Origin of the sequence: Stappia indica, from assembly GCF_020177335.1 — a bacterium.
Classification (GTDB): domain Bacteria; phylum Pseudomonadota; class Alphaproteobacteria; order Rhizobiales; family Stappiaceae; genus Stappia; species Stappia indica_B.
In genome coordinates, this window is sequence record NZ_JAIVMG010000037.1 from 1 (window position 1) to 1,678 (window position 1,678).

Here is a 1,678-nt window from a genome sequence, read left to right on the forward strand (position 1 = left end):
AGGACGTCGAACAGATCGGCGACAAGCCCGTAGTCGGCCACCTGGAAAATCGGTGCCTCCTCGTCCTTGTTGATCGCCACGATCACCTTCGAATCCTTCATGCCGGCCAGATGCTGGATCGCCCCGGAAATCCCGCAGGCAATGTAAAGATCCGGCGCGACCACCTTGCCCGTCTGGCCAACCTGCCAGTCGTTCGGCGCATAGCCCGCATCCACCGCCGCCCGCGAGGCGCCAACAGCCGCCCCAAGCGCATCGGCCACCGGCAGCATCACCTCCTCGAACTTCTCCTTCGAGCCGAGCGCGCGCCCGCCGGAGATGATCACCTTCGCCGAGGCAAGCTCCGGACGGTCCGATTTCGACAGCTCCTGGCCGACGAAACTCGACAGATCCGAAGCGACCGCAGCAATCTCCTCGATCGCCGCCGAACCGGTCTCCCCGGCTGCCGAAAAGCTCGCCGTGCGCACCGTCAGAACCTTCTTCGCATCCGACGACTTCACCGTCTGGATCGCGTTGCCCGCATAGATCGGACGCTCGAAGGTCGACCCGTCGATCACCGCCGTGACCTCCGACACCTGCATCACGTCGAGCAGCGCCGCGACCCGCGGCAGGATGTTCTTGCCGTTCGCCGTCGCCGGCGCCACGATCGCGTCATAGTCCCCGGCGAGCGACAGCACCAGATCGGCCATCGGCTCGGCCAGCTGCTCGGCAAGCCCGTCGCCATCGGCGAGCAGAACCTTGGCCGCCCCGGCAAGCTTCGCGGCCTGTTCGGCCGCCGGGCGGCAGTCCTTGCCCGCCACCAGCACATGCACATCCCCGCCAAGCGCGGCGGCCGCCGTCATCGCCTTGTGGGTGGCCTCATTGAGCGCGCCGTTGCTGTGTTCGGCAACAAGAAGCGTTGTCATGATCGTCTATCTCCCTGTTGGCCCTTCAGAGCACGCCCGCTTCGGTCTTCAGCTTGTCGACAAGCTCGGCAACGCTGCCGACCTTCACGCCAGCGGCCCGTGCCGGCGGCTCCACCGTCTTCAACACCTCAAGCCGCGCGGCCGTCTCCACCCCGAAATCCTCCGGCGTCTTCTCCGCGATCGGCTTCTTCTTCGCCTTCATGATGTTCGGCAGCGAGGCATAGCGCGGCTCGTTCAGCCGCAGATCCGTCGTCACCACCGCCGGCAGCGTCAGCTTCACCGTCTGCAGGCCGCCATCGACCTCGCGGGTCACGTCGACCGTGCCCTCGCCCAGGTCCACATTCGAGGCGAAGGTGCCTTGCGCCCAGCCCAGGAGCGCGGCCAGCATCTGGCCGGTCTGGTTGCTGTCGTCATCAATCGCCTGCTTGCCCAGGATCACCAGGCCCGGCTCCTCCTCGGCGACGATCGCCTTCAGGATCTTGGCCACCGCAAGCGGCTCCGTCGTGGCATCCGTCTTCACCAGGATGCCCCGGTCCGCGCCCATCGCCAGACCCGTGCGCAGCGTCTCCTGCGCCTGCTGCGGACCCACCGAAACCACCACGATCTCCGACGCCTTGCCCGCCTCGCGAAGACGGATCGCCTCTTCAACCGCGATCTCGTCAAACGGGTTCATCGACATCTTAACATTCGCAAGATCAACGCCAGAACCGTCAGACTTCACGCGAACCTTCACGTTGTAGTCAATAACCCGCTTTACGGGCACAAGGATCTTCATC

General features: G+C 65.4%; 2 protein-coding genes. Both read right to left on the bottom strand.

Features of this window, described 5'->3' with window-relative positions:
• Positions 1-902: electron transfer flavoprotein subunit alpha/FixB family protein (locus LC062_RS21265; RefSeq protein ID WP_224913160.1), on the bottom strand; the 902-nt coding region annotated here is incomplete at its 3' end.
• Positions 903-927: 25 nt separating this feature from the next.
• Positions 928-1,677 carry an electron transfer flavoprotein subunit beta/FixA family protein gene (locus LC062_RS21270; RefSeq protein WP_224913161.1) on the bottom strand — a complete coding sequence of 250 codons (750 nt, stop codon included), beginning with the start codon at positions 1,675-1,677 and terminating at the stop codon, positions 928-930.
• Position 1,678: the final 1 nt, after the last annotated feature.

Coding starts and splice junctions, on each gene's coding strand:
- LC062_RS21270 (WP_224913161.1), bottom strand. CDS start 1,677: ATGAAGATCCTTGTGCCCGTAAAGCGGGTTATTGACTACAACGTGAAG.